Source organism: Aeromonas sp. 600948, assembly GCF_049174875.1.
Classification (GTDB): Bacteria; Pseudomonadota; Gammaproteobacteria; order Enterobacterales; family Aeromonadaceae; genus Aeromonas; species Aeromonas veronii_A.
Genome location: NZ_JAAKTY010000009.1, coordinates 128,491 through 144,774, shown reverse-complemented (window position 1 = coordinate 144,774; position 16,284 = coordinate 128,491). Strand labels below are relative to the sequence as shown.

The 16,284-nt window shown below is 62.1% G+C and carries 16 protein-coding genes; 8 read left to right on the top strand and 8 right to left on the bottom strand.

Translation table 11 applies throughout. The features are described from left to right. Positions 1 to 212 precede the first annotated feature (212 nt). On the top strand, positions 213 to 1,121 hold the full coding sequence (locus G5182_RS10205; RefSeq protein ID WP_227342682.1) for a LysR substrate-binding domain-containing protein: 909 nt from the start codon (positions 213 to 215) through the stop codon (positions 1,119 to 1,121). A gap of 6 nt (positions 1,122 to 1,127) precedes the next feature. Here the strand turns inward: G5182_RS10205 and G5182_RS10200 are convergent, their stop codons facing one another. After that, the gene (locus tag G5182_RS10200; protein ID WP_227342681.1) at positions 1,128 to 2,063 is read right to left on the bottom strand and encodes a LysR substrate-binding domain-containing protein; all 936 of its coding nucleotides are present in this window, start codon (positions 2,061 to 2,063) and stop codon (positions 1,128 to 1,130) included. A 192-nt stretch (positions 2,064 to 2,255) separates the two neighbouring features. On the opposite strand from G5182_RS10200, the gene G5182_RS10195 reads away from it, so the two are divergent. The 3 genes from G5182_RS10195 to G5182_RS10185 are packed head-to-tail and all read left to right on the top strand — an operon-like array spanning position 2,256 to position 5,175. Further along, positions 2,256 to 2,993, top strand: a complete 738-nt coding sequence (locus G5182_RS10195) for an isochorismatase family protein (RefSeq protein WP_227342679.1) — start codon at positions 2,256 to 2,258, stop codon at positions 2,991 to 2,993. Positions 2,994 to 3,052: 59 nt separating this feature from the next. Next, positions 3,053 to 3,952 carry a pirin family protein gene (locus G5182_RS10190; RefSeq protein ID WP_227342677.1) on the top strand — a complete coding sequence of 300 codons (900 nt, stop codon included), beginning with the start codon at positions 3,053 to 3,055 and terminating at the stop codon, positions 3,950 to 3,952. Continuing rightward, positions 3,949 to 5,175 (top strand): CynX/NimT family MFS transporter, encoded by a 1,227-nt coding sequence (locus G5182_RS10185; protein ID WP_227342675.1) that lies wholly within the window; start codon positions 3,949 to 3,951, stop codon positions 5,173 to 5,175. The genes G5182_RS10190 and G5182_RS10185 overlap by 4 nt, the downstream gene beginning before the upstream one ends. Before the next feature lie 28 nt (positions 5,176 to 5,203). Here the strand turns inward: G5182_RS10185 and G5182_RS10180 are convergent, their stop codons facing one another. Then, the gene (locus G5182_RS10180; RefSeq protein ID WP_227342674.1) at positions 5,204 to 6,088 is read right to left on the bottom strand and encodes a LysR family transcriptional regulator; all 885 of its coding nucleotides are present in this window, start codon (positions 6,086 to 6,088) and stop codon (positions 5,204 to 5,206) included. Positions 6,089 to 6,189: 101 nt separating this feature from the next. On the opposite strand from G5182_RS10180, the gene G5182_RS10175 reads away from it, so the two are divergent. The 3 genes from G5182_RS10175 (at position 6,190) to G5182_RS10165 (ending at position 9,577) form a co-directional block, all read left to right on the top strand. After that, positions 6,190 to 6,828, top strand: coding sequence for an NAD(P)-dependent oxidoreductase (locus G5182_RS10175; RefSeq protein ID WP_227342672.1), 639 nt, complete (start codon positions 6,190 to 6,192; stop codon positions 6,826 to 6,828). 408 nt (positions 6,829 to 7,236) lie between these two features. Further along, positions 7,237 to 8,280, top strand: coding sequence for an isopenicillin N synthase family dioxygenase (locus G5182_RS10170; protein WP_227342671.1), 1,044 nt, complete (start codon positions 7,237 to 7,239; stop codon positions 8,278 to 8,280). 133 nt (positions 8,281 to 8,413) lie between these two features. Then, positions 8,414 to 9,577, top strand: coding sequence for a trans-sulfuration enzyme family protein (locus tag G5182_RS10165; RefSeq protein ID WP_227273826.1), 1,164 nt, complete (start codon positions 8,414 to 8,416; stop codon positions 9,575 to 9,577). 112 nt (positions 9,578 to 9,689) lie between these two features. Here G5182_RS10165 and G5182_RS10160 read toward each other — a convergent pair whose 3' ends face one another. The 3 genes from G5182_RS10160 to G5182_RS10150 form a co-directional block, all read right to left on the bottom strand. After that, a complete protein-coding gene (locus G5182_RS10160) occupies positions 9,690 to 11,354 on the bottom strand; it encodes an AMP-binding protein (protein WP_005333638.1) in 1,665 nt (554 codons plus the stop codon). A 98-nt stretch (positions 11,355 to 11,452) separates the two neighbouring features. Continuing rightward, entirely contained in the window at positions 11,453 to 11,731 is a 279-nt protein-coding gene (locus G5182_RS10155; RefSeq protein WP_005333639.1) for a YfcL family protein, read from the bottom strand. Positions 11,732 to 11,830: 99 nt separating this feature from the next. Further along, positions 11,831 to 12,946, bottom strand: coding sequence for an ATP-NAD kinase family protein (locus G5182_RS10150; RefSeq protein ID WP_227342669.1), 1,116 nt, complete (start codon positions 12,944 to 12,946; stop codon positions 11,831 to 11,833). A gap of 120 nt (positions 12,947 to 13,066) precedes the next feature. Here G5182_RS10150 and G5182_RS10145 point away from each other — a divergent pair, with 120 nt between their 5' ends. Further along, the gene (locus G5182_RS10145; RefSeq protein WP_227342667.1) at positions 13,067 to 13,795 is read left to right on the top strand and encodes a TerC family protein; all 729 of its coding nucleotides are present in this window, start codon (positions 13,067 to 13,069) and stop codon (positions 13,793 to 13,795) included. A gap of 72 nt (positions 13,796 to 13,867) precedes the next feature. Here the strand turns inward: G5182_RS10145 and G5182_RS10140 are convergent, their stop codons facing one another. The 3 genes from G5182_RS10140 to G5182_RS10130 are packed head-to-tail and all read right to left on the bottom strand — an operon-like array spanning position 13,868 to position 16,177. Beyond that, complete coding sequence (locus tag G5182_RS10140) at positions 13,868 to 14,356, bottom strand: OmpA family protein (RefSeq protein ID WP_227342665.1); 489 nt, start codon at positions 14,354 to 14,356, stop codon at positions 13,868 to 13,870. Positions 14,357 to 14,381: 25 nt separating this feature from the next. Continuing rightward, positions 14,382 to 15,623 (bottom strand): diguanylate cyclase domain-containing protein, encoded by a 1,242-nt coding sequence (locus G5182_RS10135; protein WP_227342664.1) that lies wholly within the window; start codon positions 15,621 to 15,623, stop codon positions 14,382 to 14,384. Beyond that, positions 15,620 to 16,177 carry a YfiR family protein gene (locus G5182_RS10130; RefSeq protein WP_227342662.1) on the bottom strand — a complete coding sequence of 186 codons (558 nt, stop codon included), beginning with the start codon at positions 16,175 to 16,177 and terminating at the stop codon, positions 15,620 to 15,622. The genes G5182_RS10135 and G5182_RS10130 overlap by 4 nt, the downstream gene beginning before the upstream one ends. Positions 16,178 to 16,284: the final 107 nt, after the last annotated feature.

Below are 16,284 nucleotides of genomic sequence, written 5' to 3'. Positions count from 1 at the left end.
CACATCCAAAATGACAAGATAAGGTGACGCTGGCTATTGAATCCTCTTCAAGTGGCTCTCAAATAATCCTCAACTGACCGCCAATCAGGTTCACCGCGAGGATACAGAGGCCGATTTTTACAGGTGCAAAAGGTGGCGGAGTCAAGAAACGCAGCAGGGTAACCGCCGGCCGCAACCTCAGCGCCATACGCAATCTCACAAGGAGCCATCTTATGGCAGTGCCAAGCAATGCAGGGATAGAGATCAAACACTTGAAAACATTGACCGCGCTGGCCGAGCAGGGCTCGCTGGCCGGTGCGGCGCTGACCCTCAACCTCACCCAGTCCGCCCTCTCCCACCAGCTCAAAGAGCTGGAGACCCGCCTCAATCTGGAGCTTTACCTGCGCAAAAGCCGCCCGCTGGTGCTGACCGCGGCAGGCAGCCAGCTGCTCGCCCTCGCCCGTCAGGTACTGCCCGCCCTGGCCCAGACCGAGAAGCAGTTGCAGGCCTTGCAGAGCGGCGATGCGGGCAGGCTGCATCTGGCGCTCGATTGCCACAGCTGCATCCAGTGGCTACTGCCGCTATTGCCAGATTTTCGCCGCCAGTGGCCTGGGGTGGATCTGGAGGTGGAGTCGGTGCCGGGCTTTGATGCCATCAATGCCCTGCTCGGCGGCCAGCTCGACCTGCTGCTCACCTCCGATGTGCAGGCCCGCGGCGATCTCCACTTCGAGCCGCTGTTTGCCTTCGATCTGACTCTGGTGATGGCGCCGTATCACCCCCTCTGCCACCAGAGCCGCATCGAGCCGAGCGATCTGGGGCCGGAGGTGCTGCTGGTCTATCCGGTGGAGCGCAGCCGCATGGATATCTTCAGCCGCTTTTTGCAACCCGCCGGGGTGGAGCCCGCCCGCTGCAAGCCGGTGGACAACACCTCGGTGATGCTGCAGATGGCCGCCGCCGGCCTCGGCGTCGCCGCCTTGCCACGCTGGGCCAGCGACGAGTTTGTCAGACAGGGGATGCTCTGCGCCCGCCCCCTCGGCAGCGGTATCCGTCGCCATATGTACGGCGCGGTGCGGGCCGCCGATCGGGATCAAGCCTGCCTGCAGAGCCTGTTCGAGCGCATTCGCCGCAAGATGGAGGGATAGCTCTCCTCAGCGTGGCTGACCGACCTCTGCCAGCAGTGCAGGCAACTGCACCTTGATGAAGTCGATGAGGGCCCTGACCGCCGGTGACAGACCGCGCCGCGCGGGATAGAGCATCACCAGCTTGCCATCTTTGGGACGCCACTCGGGCAGCAGTTGTTGCAGCCGCCCATCCGCCAACTCACTCACGCAGGCGTAAAGTGGCAAGCCCACCATCCCGAGCCCCGCCAGCGCCGCCTGTTTGAGGGTTTGCACATTGTCGCTGCGCAGCAGCACATTGACCACCACCTCCTCACTCTCCCCACTGTCGTGCCGCAGCCGCAGCAGATCGGCCTGACGCTCCAGCGAGCTGAAAAGTAGGGCATCCTCTCCTTCCAGCTGCCGTGGATGCGCCAGCGCATTGTGGCGCGAGAGCCACGCCGGGGTCGCCAGCACGCCCCACTGCACCGTACAGAGCGGCACCTGCACCAAGCTGGAGGGGGGCTGCTCGAAGGCCACCCCGCGGATCACCACATCCAGCCCCTCCTCCAGCAGATCCACCTGCCGGTTGCTGGCTTGCACGGCGAGCCTCACCTTGGGGTATTGCGCCATAAAAGCGGGCAGCAAGCGGGCAAGCAGCGCATCGGCAATGGTAATGGGCACGCTGATCCGCACCAGACCGCTCGGCTCCTGCTGCCGTTGCCGCACAGCCGCCTCTCCGGCCTGCGCCTCGGCCAGCATCGCCTGACAGTGGCGATAGAGCACCTCACCGGCATCGGTCAGGCTGAGCTGGCGTGAGGTACGTTGCAGCAGACGGGTATCCAGCCGCTCCTCCAGCAGCCGGATCCGGCGCGAGATCCGCGACTTGGGCACGCCAAGCGCCCGCGCAGCGGCAGTGAATCCCTGTCGCTGTACCACATGGGTGAAGAGATAGAGATCATTCAAATCAAGTTCCAGTGGTGTCATCGGGCAGCCTTGGTCAGGGTGAGGTGCATTTACATCGTTCCATTCATGGAACGATAAGAACCTATTTCACCAGATTGTCGCCATTTTTGCAGCCATCATAATGGCCCTGTCCCCATCAGACGGTTGCTGCGCGGGCAATCCGCCGCACCAGCAAGGGCCGTTTGACTGTTCCGATATCACAAGGAGTTCACCATGAAACTGCGACAAATCTGCTCTGCCACCCTGCTCGGTCTGGCGACCCTGACTGCCACGCTGGCCACCACAGCGACACCGGCTATAGCTGCCGAGGCTGCCAGCCATCCGACTGTATCACCCAACCGCTATCTGGAGATGCTCTCCCGAGACAATGCGGTACTGCTGCTGGTCGACCATCAGGTCGGCTTGCTGAGCGGCGTGCGCGACACCACGGTGGGCGAGCTCAAGCACAACGTGGTGGCGCTGGCCAACGCCGCCCGCGCCCTCGGCGTGCCGGTGATCGTGACCGCGACCATGCCCGATGGCATGTGGGGCCCCACCATGCCCGAACTGACCAGTGCCCTGCCGGATGTGAAGGTGATCAACCGCACCGTCATCAACGCCTGGGACGATCCCGCCGTGCACGCCGCCATTGAGAAGACCGGCCGCAAACAGCTGATCATCGCCGGGGTATCCCTCGAGATCTGCGCCAGCTTCCCGGCCCTCTCTGCCAAGGCTGCCGGCTATGATGCCCGGGTGGTGCTCGATGCTTCCGGCACCTTCAACGAAGCCAAGCGCACCACTGGGCTGCAACGCTTGCTGGGGGCCGGTATCCCGGTCACCGACTACGCCTCTGCCGCGGTCGAGATGCTACGCAGCAACGTCGACCCCAAGGCGCACGATGTCTACAACGCCCTCGACATGCCTTTCGCCACCCTGGTGTGGCAGATGCAAGAGGGTGCCAAGAAGTCGTAACTCGCCCGCCTTCGGTCAGATGACCGAAGGCTTCTTTATGTCTTCAAGAGGTTATATCGATGACCAGACGCCTGACTCTCTCCGCCCCCGTCAAGGGCCAACCGCTGCGCATTGGCAGCGGCTTTGAAGCCAGCCATTTTGGCGAACACTTTTTCAACGGTCTGATAGACCCCGTGGTGATGGCGGATCACTTCCAGATGACCGCCCCCACCTTCGAGCCCCATCCCCACGCCGGGATCTCTGCCGTCACCTATCTGTTCGAGGATTCGACGAGCCCCCACGTCAACTACGACTCCCTCGGCAATCAGGGCCCCATCGAACCGGGGGCGCTCCACTGGCTGGCGGCCGGGCGCGGGGCCGTGCATACCGAGCAGCCGGAAGGGGCATCGCCCTATGTCCACGCCCTGCAAATCTTCGTCAACCTGCCTGCCCGTCAGAAGATGGCGTCGCCTTTTGCCATCCACGCAGCCGCTGCCACCATCCCCGAGTTTCATGACGAAGGGGTGCGAGTACGGCTGGTCGCAGGCCACAGCAACGGGATAACGGCACCACACTCGGTAGAACTGCCCCAACCCTTTACCCTGCTCGATGGCCATTGCGCGCCCGGCAACCGCTTCACCCATCTGCTGGCGGCAGGCTGGAATGCCATGATCTATCCCCTGACCGGATCGCTGACCCTGCAGGCGGAGGGAGAGCGGCACTTCATCCCGGCAGGTCACGGGATGGGTGTCAGCCTGCCTGCCGATGGCGGCGAGGCGGTGGCTCTGCAACTGGAGGCCACCGAGCGCTGCCACTTCGTGCTGCTCTCAGGCCAGGCGCTCAATGAACCCCTGGTCAAACATGGCCCCGTCGTCATGAACAGCCACGACGCCATTGCAGATCGGCTGCATGCCTATCAGCGCGGCGAATTTGGTCAGCTCAACGATGAGTGGCTGCGCAACGGCCAATATCGGCCATGAGCACGCTCGCTGGCCACCAGCCACAAAGCACGCGCTGGCCTCTGGTCTTCCTCGCCATTTTTGCCGGTGCCAGCGGCGCCCTCTGCCTTGGCAAAGTGCCCGCCGTACTCGGCATACTGCGCAACGAGCTGGGGCTGACACTGGTTGAAGCCAGCTATCTCGCCTCAGCTTTCAATACGCTGGCGATCCTCTGCAGTCTCTTTCTCGGCCTGTTGCTGACCCGCTGGAGTGGGCGGCAAACCGGGGTTGTCGGGCTTTTGGTTATCGTCACAGGCGGTGCGTTGGCGCTGCCCGCCACCGGGCTGGCCATGATGCTGCTGTCGCGCATTGTCGAGGGGATTGGCTTTTTGCTGGTCTCGGTGGCTATGCCCGCCTTTATCGTGGCGGTGACCCGGGAGGAGGATAAACGGCTGGCCTTGAGCCTGTGGGCGGTCAACCTGCCTCTCGGGGCGGCGGCGGGTATGCTGCTCACCCCCTGGCTCACGGCGCAAGGTGGCTGGCGGCTGGCCTGGCTGCTCCTGATGATCCCGCAACTCTCTGCCCTGCTGCTTCTGCTCGCCAGTCGCTCAGCAGATAAACTGCGGGTCTGGGCACCCCAAAACTCGATCAACTCGGGCCACCCGCTGCGCCAGCTCACGGTGCTCCGGCAGAAGGCACTCTGGCGCTGCGGGTTGGCGTTCACGCTCTACAGCCTGATGCTCTGGGCGCTCTTTGTCTGGCTGCCAACCATGTTGCAAGGCAGCCCCGGGATTGGCCAAAGCCAGATCGCCCTGCTTTCGGCGCTGGCGGTGGTCGCCAATATTCCCGGCAACCTGATGGGGGCATGGCTGCTGCGCCGGGGCGTAGCGCGAGACCGGCTCATCAGCTGGGCACTGGGTCTGATGGCGCTGTGCGGCATGCTCGCCTTCTGGCCCGGCCTGTCGCCGTGGTGGGCCTATGGATTGTGCCTCGTCCTCTCCCTTTCGGGTGGCATGGCGCCGCCAGCGATCCTCTCGTCTGCGCAGGGAGTGAGTCAGGGGCCGGTGCAACTGGCCATCGTGCAGGGCTTTTTTGTCCAGCTCGCCAACCTCGGTCAGCTGCTGGGGCCCTTGCTGCTGGCGGCCCTGATGACGGACAGCGGCCATTGGGGGAGCGCTCGCTGGCTCTTTCTGGGCGGCTTGCTGCTGGCAATCGGACTCTATCTGTGGCGCCGCCAGCCCATTGGCGGGCAAGAGCCCAACTGACAGCTAGGCCAAGCTGCATTGATATGTGTCAGGAAGTGCCTGCGAAGTAGCTGCGTAGCGCCTCCACCACCCGCCGAACCTTCTCCGGGATCTCCCGCTGCGGCGTGATGGCGTGGATCTCCATCGGCGCCACCCGAAAACCGGGCAACAGTTCGAGCAGACGCCCCTGCGCCAGATCCTCGCCAATCTCTCCCTCCGGCTGCAGCGAGATCCCCTGCCCCGCCAGCGCAAACTGGCGCAAGGGCAACACGTTATTGCAGAGCACCTTGGCCTTGAACCTCACCCTGTGTTCGCCCCCCTTTTCATCCTGCAGCAGCAAACCGTTGCCCAGCATGTCGCCGCAGAGCCAGTCGTGGGTGGCCAGATCGGCGGGCATGCGCGGCGTCCCCTTGCGCGCCAGATAGGCGGGAGCGGCGCAGAGCAGCATCCGGGTCTGCCCCAGTTTGCGGGCCACCAGGGTCGAGTCAGGCAAGGTGCCGACCCGCAGCGCCACATCGATCCGCTCGGCAATCAGATCCCGCTTCTCGTCGTCGGCGATGATCTGGATGGTGAGGCCGGGATGGGCCTGCAACAGCGGCGAGAGGGCCAGAGCCAGCGGCTGGCCCGCCATCCCCACCGGGGCGGTGATCCGCACTTCCCCGAGCAGGGCGTCGCGCACCTCCGAGAGGCGCAGCTCGGTCTCGCTCAGGGTCTGCTGCAACGCCCGGCACCCTTGCCACACCACCTCTCCCGCCTCGGTCAGACTGAGGCGACGGGTGGAGCGATGGAGCAGGGGCAGCCCGAGCAGGCTTTCGAGCTGGCTGATATGCTGACTGACGGCAGAGGGGGTCATGCCAAGGGATTTGGCCGCCCCTGTCATGCTGCCCGCATCCACCACGGCGGCGAAGATGGCGTAACGTCTGAGCTGTTCCATTATTAAATCCAGCTTATAAGTAAATGCATTTTTGAGGTGATTATTAAATCATAAATGGCAGCGTAGGATAGCCCCATTCCAACAGTGAAGGAGAGTTCCCCATGAAGATTGCCCTGATCGGTGCCAGCGGTTTTGTCGGTTCAGCCATCCTGAACGAGGCCATCAGCCGCGGCCATCACGTCACCGCCATAGTCCGCGATGTCAGCAAGGTGGCCGCCCATCCGCAGGTCACCGCCGTGGCGGTGGATGCCCAAAACCCGCAGGCATTGGCCGAGGTGCTCAAGGGGCACGATCGGGTGATCAGCGCCTACAACCCGGGCTGGACCACACCGGATATCTACGACCAGTACCTCAAGGGCGCCAACGCGATTGTCGCAGCAGCCAAAGCGGCCAACAGCTGGCTGCTGGTAGTAGGTGGCGCCGGCAGTCTGGAGGTCGCCCCCGGCGTGCAACTGGTGGATACCCCGGAGTTTCCGGCCGAGTGGAAACAGGGGGCACTGGCGGCCCGTGACGGTCTCACCGCCCTGCGCCGTGAAACCGCTCTCGACTGGCGCTTTGTCTCTCCCCCGGTGTTCCTCGAACCGGGCGAGAAGCGCGGCGGCTATCGGATTGGTGGCGATCAGGTGCTCTTTAGCGGCGAACAGCCTGCCGGGATCACCGCCGGTGATCTGGCCGACGGCGTGCTGAACGAGGTGGAAAAACCGACTCACCTGCGCCAGCGCTTTACCCTGGGTTACTGAGAGCCAGCAGGCGGTTAAGGCCAGAATGCGCGGTCACTCGCCTGTGCTTTCGGTCAGGTGAACACCCGCTCAACCAGAAGGGAGGCATCCGCCTCCCTTCTGTTTTGGTCATTTTTGCCACTGGTAGCTTGCCTCTGGTTATCACTCTCCCCCTCATCGTTGCCCCTTTACCCCGCAATGGCTGCGCAAAAACCTTCAGCCCATCAGGCACCGAATTCCATTTCGAATTTTGTATATAACTAAGAATAATTTGTTGTTTCCGTCTTATAACACCGAACAGTAGCATCCCCTTTATCCCAGATGGCGCCACACTGTCGCGCCATCCCGTTTGCCGCTTATCAGGTCTGCCAACAGCGGAGGCAGTGCAAGAGATGGCGCCAGAGATAACGAAAGAGTGAGGAGGTGCACATGGAACATTCACCACTGCCGATCATCGATCTGGCTGCCCTCAACGGGGCACCCGACCTGCGTCGCCCTATGTTGGCCAGGCTGGCCGCAGCCGCCCGCGACGTCGGCTTTTTCTATCTGACAGGGCATGGCCTGAGTGATGCCGAGCAGCGGGAAACCCTGGCGCTGGCAGAGCGCTTCTTTGCCCTGCCGGAGCAGGAGAAGCTGGCGGTGCAGATGGTCAACAGCCCCCACTTTCGCGGCTACAACCGGGTCGGTGCCGAGCTGACCCGCCAGCGGCCGGATCTGCGTGAGCAGTTCGATATCATGAACGAGGCGCAAGCCCTGCCTGCGGCCCTGATCCGTGAACCCTGGCAGCGGCTGGTCGGCCCCAACCAGTGGCCAACCGCCCTGCCAGAGATGAAAGCCCATCTGCTGGCGTGGCAAGATCGGCTGAGCGATATCACCCTCACCCTGCTGGCCGCTTTTGCCGAGGTGCTGGAGCAACCGGCCCAAGTGTTTGACGACAGTATTCGCGGCGCCCCCTACCACCACATGAAGCTGATTCACTACCCTGGGCAAGAGGCGGGCAGCAGCAGTCAGGGGGTCGGCGCCCACAAGGATCCCGGCTACCTGACGCTGGTGATGCAGGACAATCACTCGGGGCTTGAGGTCGAGACGGCCGACGGCTGGATCTCCGCGCCCCCCCTGCCGGGAGCGCTGGTGGTCAATATCGGCGAGCTGCTGGAGCTGGCCTCCAACGGCTATCTCAAGGCGACCCTGCATCGGGTGGTAAGCCCGCCGCCCGGCGTCTCGCGCCTCTCCTGCGCCTTCTTTATGGCGGCGCGGCTCGATGCCACCGTGCCCCTGCTCAGCCTCTCCCCAGAGCTGGCAGCGCAGGCGCAAGGGCCGGAGAGTGACCCGACCAACCCGCTCTTCTATCAGGTGGGGGAGAACGTGCTGAAAGGGCGGCTGCGCTCCCACCCGGATGTGGCGGCGCGGCACTATGGGCCGGTGGAACCCGCTCGCCTCCCGCGCACTGAAAGCGAAGCGATAACGGCCTAAGCAGCGTAAAGATCCGCAGGCGGGTATATGCATAAGCCACAAGCCGCATGCACATACCCGCGCTGACAAAAACAACAAGCAACGAACAACAAAACAAGTCATGGCCAGAGCCTGGCCATCACGGAGCAACACGATGAAATTCAAAACCATGAGCGTACACAGCGGCCAGCGGATCGACCCCCAGACCGGCGCCCTCACCACCCCGCTCTACCAGAGCAGCACCTTCAGCTACTTCAACGCTCAAGCGGGCAAGGATCGTTTCGCAGGTCAGGCCCCCGGCTTTATCTACAGCCGCTTTGGCAACCCCACCACCGCCGAGCTGGAGCAGAAGCTGGCGGCGCTTGAAGGTGCCGATGAAGCACTGGTGGTGGCGAGCGGCATGGCGGCGGTGAGCGCCATCATGTATGCCCTGGCCGACAGCGGCGATGAGGTGGCCTATATAGGCCCGCTCTACGGCGGCACCGATGCGTTCCTCAAGCAGACCTTCAGCCGCGCCGGCATCAAGGTCACCGCCTACGAGAGCGACCGGGATCTGCTGGCCAATATCCGCCCCGCCACCAAGGTGGTACTGTTCGAAACCCTGACCAACCCCACCCTCAAGGTGGTGGATCCGCGACTGGTGGTGGACGCGGCCCGCAAGGTGGGCGCTATCACAGTGTGTGACAACACCTTCCTTACCCCCTACCTGCTGCGCCCACTGGAGCTCGGGGTCGACGTGGTGATGCACAGCGGTACCAAATATCTGGGCGGCCACGGCGACATCATCGCCGGGGTGGTGGCGGGCTCCCACGCTCTGATGAAGTCGATCCGCACCGTGGCCCTCAAGCACATCGGCTCTCCCATCGGCCCGCAGGAGGCCTACCTGCTGCAGCGTGGGGTCAAGACCCTGCCGCTGCGGATGGATGCCCACCTGCACAATGCGCAGAAAGTGGCCGAGTTTCTGGCGGCCCATCCGGCGGTGAAGAAGGTGATCTACCCGGGGCTTGCCAACCATCCGGGCCACGATGCCCTCGGCGCCTTCGCCAGCGGCTTTGGCGGCATGGTGAGTATTGAACTTGAAGGCGGGTTTGAACGCTGCGCCACCCTGCTCGATAACCTGCAACTATTCGTGCAGGCGGTGAGTCTGGGGGATCTCGAGAGTCTCGCTTGCCATCCGGCCAGTACCACCCACGCAGCCATGGACGAGGCGAGCCGCCTCGCCGCCGGGGTCAATGACGACCTCATCCGCTTCAGCATCGGGGTGGAAGATGCCGATGATCTGATCGCCGATCTGGCCGCCGCGCTGGCACAGATCTAACCGGGAGCACGCATCTCACTTGCCCGCCAAATGGCGGCGAGTGAGATGCCCAACAAACAACAACGGCCCATCAAGGGCCGTTGTTGTTTGTTAGGCTATGGAAAGACGGGATTTACTCCTCCCACACCACCACTTGGGATGAGGGCCAGCGATCCCCGACCTGGGCGTACTTTTGCTCCAGCAGGTGACGCTTGATCTTCATGGTGGGGGTCAGCACGCCGTTCTCGATATTCCAGGGTGTCTTCACTACCAGAATGCCGCGAATTTTGGCATGAGATTCCAGCTGATCGTTGACCCGAACCCGCGCCGCTTCCAGTCTGGCGTTGACCTCCTCCCGATTGCCCTTCATGGCGCTCTCGGCCAGTTGCACCAGCGCAATGGGCTGGGGCATGCCGTACCCAATCACACAGAGCTGTTCGATGATGGGCTCCTGACCCAGCAGCCCCTCAATGGGCACCGGCGCCACATACTTGCCCTTGGCGGTCTTGAACACATCCTTCATCCGGCCGGTGATGGTGAGATAACCCTCCTTGTCCAGCTTGCCCATGTCACCGGTGTGGAGCCACCCCTCGGCATCGATGGCCTCGGCGCTGTGTTCGGGGTCCTTGTAGTAACCCAGCATCATCCCTTCGCAGCGGCAGAGGATCTCCCCTTCGTCAGAGATCTTGATGGTCACTCCGATCCCCGCCTTGCCGACGGTGCCGATCTTGTCGGCGCGGAATGGGTAGTTGATGGTGGAGTAGGCGTGGTTCTCGGTCATGCCCCAGGCTTCCGTCACCTTGAGGCCAATGCTCAGATACCACTCAAGCAGCGCAGGGGAGACAGGCGCGGAGCCGCAGCCGAGTACCCGGGCCTGATCCAGTCCCAACCCCTTTTGCAGCTTGCGTTTGATAAGGCCGGAGATAAGCGGGATCTTGAGCAGCAACGCCAGTTTGTTCTGGGGCAGCTTCTCGTGGATCTTGATGCGGAACATGGCCCACAGCCGCGGCACCGAGATAAAGACGGTGGGACGGCAGCGTTTGACATCTTCGATAAAGGTGTCGAGGGATTCGGGGAACGCGATGGTAGCGCCGCCATAGAGACTGCCGCCATAGATGTAGACCCGCTCGGTAATATGGGCCAGCGGCAGGTAGGAGAAGCCCCGATCGGCCTGGCTCAGGCTCACCGTCTCCACCAGCTTCTCGCACGACCAGGCGTAGCGCTCGACGCTCAGCATGGCCCCTTTCGGCTTGCCGGTACTGCCAGAGGTGTAGACCAGACTCAGCAGGGAGTCAGGGGCCTGCACCGGGCTGTCAGGGATCGGCTCGTGCGCCTCCAGCAGGTCATCCCACTGGTGGCTGGCTGGCATGGTGTCATAGGGGAAGGCGATGCGCAGCAGATCGGCGGGTACGCCAGCCTCCTGACTCTTCCAGTCATCCAGCTTGCCGACGAAGATCGCCTTGGCTTCGCTGTGGCGCAGCACATATTCGATGGTATCGACGTTGGCAGTCGGGTAGATGGGCACGCTCACATACTGCCCCATCTGCATCGCCAGATCGGCGATAAACCACTGGGCGCAGTTCTTGGAGAGCAGCGCCACCTTGTCACCGGCCACCAGACCGAGGTGACGCAAGGCCGTCACCATCCGCCGCGCTTCATCGGCCACTTCACCCCAGGTGAAATCGACATATTCGCGGTTGATGGTTTGACGCAGGTAGGTTCGATCAGGACACTGCCGCTCCCAGTGATAGAGCATCTCGAGCGGCAGTTTATTGGCAATGCGTGAGGAGGAGGCCATAGTTTAATCCCTGAAACAAAAGGCGAAACTTATTATTAACCTTTCACTAACTTCAGGGGAAGGATAAACTCAAACTTCAGTTTGAATTGTGTATCCGATCAAGCTTCTGCATCTTGTTGCAAACGACTCCACATCGCCTGCACCAGTTTTTCATCCTCTTCAGATAGCTCACCTTGCAAGATCGCCTCGTTGAGGCTGCGCAGCACATAGCTCTTGACGTCCCGCACCAGGGTCTTGCCTTCCAGCTCGGCCCGGGCAACGGCCAATGAGATATGACCTCGCAGGTAACCCCCCGCAAACAGCTCATCGTCGGTCGCGGTGGCAACCATGCTGTCGATCAGTCCCAACAACTTGTGCTCAAAATCGTGAATCGTCATGTAACGCAGCCTCATTTGCGGCAAAAAATTCGGGGGTATGGAACCGCAATCCGGTTGATTGCGGCTCTCTGGCGCCAGGCCAGCAGCGTCCTTGGCGTCCTATTCCGGGTTGGCCACCGGGTAGATGACCTGATCCTTGTATCCCGTGGTTATTCGCAGATAACCACGCAACGCCCGGTTTAATTGCGGATCATCGGTGTCCACCAGCAGCGGCCTGCCCGCAAGGGCGGCAAGCTTGGCTTTGGTTGCCAGCACCTGGATATTGTCCAGCCCGACACACCGAATCACCTCAGGACTCAATTGCTGATTTCCGCGCCCGAACAGATGTCCCTGTCCGCCTATCAGGGTAATGATCAGTCGGCAGCGACGGCCGCGGATCCGGGTCAGGATCTCGGCGGCGCTGAGATCCTGCCCGATAAGTCGGCTATTTTCCACCAGATCCACACCGAGCAAAGTATTTTCCAGACCGAGCTCAGCCATACAGGCTGCCACCGTGCTGCCGGAGCCCATCAGATAGAGGGTATCGGGCTCCATCTGCTCCACCACACCGGCTGCGAGATCCGCCAACACCAGCTCTTCGGACTCCTTGCCCCCCTGTTTTACCGCCTGTACGTAACGCAGATCGCCGGGCACCTTCAGCTGGCCGTAGTGGCGGGCCCGCACCTTGCCCACGCGAAACGCCTCCTCGTCGATGTCGCGCACCTCGGCATCGATCAGGCTGAGCAGTTCCCCTGCGATCATCCGCGCTACCACCCGCCCGCTGGCAGCGGGCGTCACCCCGTAGACGCCGGAGTGGATCTTGCACCCCGCCGGAATGCCGAGCACATGGCAAGACTCCCCCACCGCGGCGCAGATATCCCGCGCCGTGCCATCGCCACCGGCAAACAGCAGCAGATCGACCCCGGCTTCGCGCATCAACTCGGCGGCGTGGCGGGTATCATCGGCCGAGGTGCTCTCCCCGACCGGTTGATAGATGACCCGACAGGGCAACCCCAGCTCGCGGGCCACCGCCTCCCCCATCTCTCCCGCCACCGTCAGCAGTTCGAACGGGATGCTCAGCTCGCACAGTGGCAACAAGGCTTGCCGCGCTCGATCTTGTGCTCTGGGCACGGCACCACGAGCAAGCGCCTCATCCACCACGCCGTCACTCCCCTTGAGCCCCACTGCGCCGCCAATCCCGGCGACCGGATTAATCATGAACCCTAATCGAAACATGCCTGCCTCCCTTGCGATGGCCCCCATTTTTATCTTTTCGCCCCTCTGGGACAAGCAGTGGCACCCCTGCTAGAATTCGCATCTTCAATTTTCCAACCAATGTTCAATCAAGGTTCAATCATGCTGGAATGGGTTCTTGATCCCTCCGCCTGGGTCGCTCTCGCTACCCTTACCCTGCTCGAAATCGTGCTGGGCATCGACAACATCATCTTTATCTCCATCCTGGTAGGTCGCCTGCCGGAGGCTCAGCGCCAAAAAGCGCGCATTCTGGGTCTGGGGCTCGCCATGGGCACCCGGATCCTGTTGCTGCTCTCGCTCGCCTGGGTGATGCGTCTCACCGAACCGCTCTTCACCGTGCTGAACGAGGCTATCTCGGGCCGCGATCTCATCCTGCTGCTGGGTGGTCTGTTCCTTATCGGCAAGAGTACCCACGAGATCCACGCCACTCTGGAAGGCGCCGCCGAGCCGGAGAGCGTCAGCAAAGCGGCCTCGGGCTTTATCAGCACCCTGATCCAGATCGCCATTCTGGACATAGTGTTCAGCCTGGACTCGGTGATCACCGCGGTCGGCATGGCCGATCACGTGCCGGTGATGGTGCTGGCCATCATGATTGCCGTCTTCATCATGATGTTTGCCGCCAAGTCTATTGGCGATTTCGTCGATGACCACCCCACCATCAAGATGCTGGCCCTCTCCTTCCTCACCCTGGTGGGGTTTGCCCTGATGGCGGAGGGGATGGATCTGCACATACCGAAAGGCTACATCTACTTCGCCATGGCCTTCTCGCTGGTGGTGGAGATGATCAACATCCGCTTGCGCAAGCACAGCGAGGTCGACACAGGGAAGTAGTGTCGCCGGATCAAAAAGAGCGCCTCTCGGGGCGCTCTTTTGTTATGCACACGGCATGCTGCCGGATAGAGATCACTGGTTGGCAATCACAATGGCAACCCGGCGGTTTTCTGCTCGTCCGGCTGCGCTCTTGTTGTCCGCAACCGGGGCCGTCTCACCGCGGCCACGGATCTCAAGATTGGCGGGCATCATCCCCACCGAGATCAGCACATCTGCCACCGATTGGGCTCGTTTCAGAGAGAGCTGCTGGTTGTAGCTGCTCTCGCCCGTATTGTCGGTATGGCCATCCACCCTCGCCTTGTCGAGCCCGACCCCAAGCAGGGCCTTGCCCAGTTTTTCCACTATCAGCCGGGTCTGCGGATTGAGTTCACCCACATTGTTGGCAAACAGCACCCGGTTGGCCAGATCCAGTGTCCAGCCCTCATCGGTCAGATAGAAACCTTGCTCCTTCAATACTGCCAGCTGTTCCGGGGTCAACCCCCTGGGGGTGCTCTGACAACCCGCCAGCAGAGAGAACAACAGGCCCAGCACGACCGCCTTGATGGAGAGGGATAGTTTCATTGTTATGACTCCTTTACACCTTGACTCACGCCGATTTGGCGGCCTCAACCTCCTCACGGCGTGTACGTTTTGCCAAATACATGGCTTTGTCTGCCAGCTCGCACAGCTCGCTGGCGCGGGTCCCGGGTTGATGGATGGCAAAACCGATGCTGATCCCTGCCACCAGTTGCTGTCCATCCCGCAATACCACAGGATCACTCATCGCCTGCTGAATGCGGTCGATCACCTCTTCCACATCCTGCCCCAGATGCACAGGTGTCAGCAGTATGGCGAACTCATCCCCCCCCAGCCGGCAGACCAGATCTCCGGGGCGCAGCTGATGCTGTACCCGCCGGGAGAGGGTCACCAGCACATCGTCACCGGCGTTGTGCCCCAGGGTGTCGTTAATCTGTTTGAAACGATCGCAATCGAGATAAAGCAGGGCGAACGGGGCCCCCCCCTCGCTTACCTCGCCAATGGCATGCTCGAGGCGAGCTTCGAATAACGCCCGGTTGGGCAACCCGGTCAACGCATCATGGGTCGCCTGGTGGAGCAGACTGGCGTTCTCCCGCGCCTGATGAGCCTGCCAGGCTTGCAGCTCATCCAGCAGGGCGTTGAAATCCTCTCCCAGTTCATTGAGCTCGACGATATCGGCCGGTGGCGCCCGCATCCCCAGAGTGCGTTGTCGACGCACCGAGTGGGCGACCTGTGCCAGTTGTCGCAGTGGCGAGGTGATCGCGACCTGCATCCGCCCGGCGACATAGAAGGCGCCCATCACACTCAACACCAGGCAAATCACCATCACCAGCAGCACCGAGAGCAAGAACAGCAACAGATACTCGCCATGACCGCGCAGCTCTATGGTGGCAATCTGATCACCTCCCCGCAGCATGGGATAGGTGACCGGCCCCGGTAACAGCAGGCGGGCAAGATAATCTTCGACTGTGGCCAGCGGATTGCTGACGGGACGAACCCATTTAGCGAGCTGTTGACCATTGGCCAGCACGATACTGGCTTCGGCCACCTCCTCATGGGCGACAATACCGCCAAGCGCCTCGCTCGCTGCCTCTTCATCGTGGAACACCACCGCCGCCTCGGCGCTGTAGCTGATTGCGCGGGCCACCAGCTCCAGATTGTGATCGGCGTAGAAGCGTACTACCAGCAAGGCAATCAGAGTAAAAAAGAGTCCCGCCACGCTGACGGCCGTGATGGCGGCCACCAGATGGGTTCGCCCCAGGCTCTGACGCAGGGTCGGAAGACGGGGATCCGCGCTGACCTGTCGCCTCATGGGACCCCCTTGTCGGCACGGGCCAGCTTGAGCACAGCGGGATGTACTCGTACGCCGCTCAGGGCCAGGGCATCGAGGTTCACTTTAAACCGCACTCGCACACTCTGTGGCTCGGTCTGCAGACAGAACACCGAGCTGGTGGAACAGTCGTGGTTGTATTCGCTGATGCTGAGCACTGAATGACCCTGCAAGCGCGCAAACAACGCAATCCGGGTCGGCTCGTCGACGACGCCGAGATAGAGCACATCGCAATTATCACTGATGGCCGGATCACTCGCGTCGTAGCGATTGACCTGCACGGCACGGCCATTGGCCTGACGATCGATGGTAAAGAGGGCTCCGGCATACTCCGTCGGCGCCGCCACACACAGGCGCAGCACCGCAGGCTCGGTGGGCCAGCGAGTGTAACTCAGGATATCGAGCACCAGCTCTCTGACCGCCGTCGCCCGGCTCTCTGCGGCCGTTTCCGCCAGCGCGTGAGGCAACAGCAGACCAAACCCTAACAGCAAGGGCGCCAGGCGAGCGGCGAAACGGGGAGAAAAGAGTAACAGCATGATCGGGAAGTGGCCGCCTTGACAACACCGCTGCAGTGGCATAGCGGTTCGGGTACATGTATCCAGATAGTAAGTTGGTGGACACTGGCCTGACAAGTCTCCCGAAG